We start from the raw sequence: 2,285 nt of genomic DNA on the forward strand, positions 1-2,285 counted from the left end.
CGTGTCGACCGTCTGCTGCGTTTTCAGCGCGTCGGCCTGCCGCTTCAGATCATCCAGAAAACCCATGCTGCTCTCCCTCGAAGGCGCGCAGGATAGCCGCCTGCCGGGCGGCTGTCTCTCACCCTGTTTGGGGAACCGGCGCTCAGCGCACCCGCAAGCCCGGCGTCGCGCCCGGCCACGGCTCCAGCACGTACAGCCCCGGATTCGCCTTCTCGTCGGCATGCGATGCGGCCAGCACCATGCCTTCGCTGAGCCCGAACTTCATCTTGCGCGGCGCGAGGTTGGCCACCATCACGGTGAACTTGCCGACCAGGTCTTCCGGCTTGTAGGCCGACTTGATGCCGCTGAAGACGTTGCGCGTCTTTGCCTCGCCCACGTCGAGCGTCAGGCGCAGCAGCTTGTCGCTGCCCTCGACCGCCTCGCAGGCGACGATCTTCGCGATGCGCAGGTCGACCTTGGCGAAATCCTCGATCCTGATCTCGGGCGCGAGCTCCTCGCCGCCCGGCGGCGGCAGTGCGATCACCGGCGGCTCGAGCAGCTTGTCGAGCAGCGCCGGGTCGACGCGCTGCATCAGGTGCTTGTAGTCGCCGATCGTGTGGCCGCCGATCGCGCGCGCCGCATCGGCGAACACCATCGGCTCGACCTTCAGGAAGGCCTCGACCTGCACGGCCAGCGCCGGCAGCACCGGCTTCAGGTAGATGGTCAGCACGCGGAAGGCCTCGATGCAGACGCTGCACACATCGTGCAGCACCGCCTCCTGCCCGGCCTTCTTGGCGAGGTCCCAGGGCTTGTTCTGGTCGACGTACTCGTTCACGCGGTCGGCCAGCAGCATCACCTCGCGCAGCGCCTTGCCGTACTCGCGCTCCTCGTAGAGCTCCTCGATCGCCCGGCGGTGGTTGCGCAGGCCGTCGAGCAGCGAGCGGCCCTCGACGCCGAGGTCGGCCGACAGCCGCCCGCCGAAGCGCTTGCTGAGGAAGCCGGCGGCGCGGCTCGCGATGTTGATGTACTTGCCGACCAGGTCGGAGTTGATGCGGGCGGTGAAGTCGTCGGGGTTGAAGTCGATGTCCTCGACCTTCGCGTTCAGCTTGGCCGCGATGTAGTAGCGCAGCCATTCCGGGTTCAGCCCGACCTCGAGGTACTTCAGCGGCGAGATGCCGGTGCCGCGGCTCTTGCTCATCTTCTCGCCGCCGTTGACGGTGATGAAGCCGTGCACGTTGACGTGGTCCGGCGTCTTGCGGCCGCTGAAATGCAGCATCGCCGGCCAGAACAGCGTGTGGAAGTAGGTGATGTCCTTGCCGATGAAGTGCACCTGCTCGACCGCCGGGTCGGCGAAGAACGCGTCGAAGTCGCGCCCGGTCTTGTCGAAGTAGTTCTTCAGCGACGCCAGGTAGCCGACCGGCGCGTCGAGCCAGACGTAGAAGTACTTGTCCTCGGTGTCGGGGATGCGGATGCCGAAGTAGGGCGCATCGCGGCTGATGTCCCAGTCGGCCAGGCCGCCGTGGCCGTGCTCGTCGACGGCGAACCATTCGCGGATCTTGTTCAGCACCTCGGGCTGCAGGCGGCCGGGCGTGTGCGTCCAGTCCTTCAGGAACTCGATGCAGCGCGGCGACGAGAGCTGGAAGAAGTAGTGCGCGCTGCTCTTGAGCACCGGTGTGGCGCCGCTGAGCGCCGAGTACGGGTTCTTCAGCTCGGTGGGCGCGTAGACCGCGCCGCAGTTCTCGCACGAATCGCCGTACTGGTCCTTGGTGCCGCAGCGCGGGCATTCGCCCTTGATGTAGCGGTCGGGCAGGAACATCGCCTTCACCGGGTCGAAGAACTGCTCGATCGTGCGCTCGGCGATCAGGCCTTCCTTGCGCAGTGCGCGGTAGATGTCCTGCGCGAGCTGGTGGTTCTCGGGACCGTCGGTGGAGTGCCAGTTGTCGAAGCCGATGCTGAAGCCGTCGAGGTACTGCTTGCGGCCGGCCGCGATCTCGGCGACGAACTGCTGCGGCGTCTTGCCGGCCTTCTCGGCGGCGATCATGATCGGCGCGCCGTGCGCGTCGTCGGCGCAGACGAAGTGCACCTCGTTGCCGACCATGCGCTGGAACCGCACCCAGATGTCGGCCTGGACGTACTCCATCATGTGCCCGATGTGGAACGGCGCATTGGCGTACGGCAGGGCGGTGGTGACGAAGAGCTTGCGGGTCATCGGAGGCGTCCGGATCGGCGGGGGAGGGTCGATTCTAGGCGCGCTGGCCCGAGGGAGAAGGCGTGTGGGCTAGACTGCCCGCCGCCAACCGCCTGCC

The 2,285-nt window shown here is 67.0% G+C and carries 1 protein-coding gene; it reads right to left on the minus strand.

The features are described from left to right. Positions 1-142: 142 nt before the first annotated feature. Positions 143-2,188: a methionine--tRNA ligase gene (metG, locus tag AC1D15_RS28045; RefSeq protein ID WP_477828587.1), complete on the minus strand. Its 2,046-nt coding sequence runs from the start codon at positions 2,186-2,188 to the stop codon at positions 143-145. Between the last annotated feature and the right edge of the window lie 97 nt (positions 2,189-2,285).

This window comes from Rhizobacter sp. P2_H2 (genome assembly GCF_056403375.1).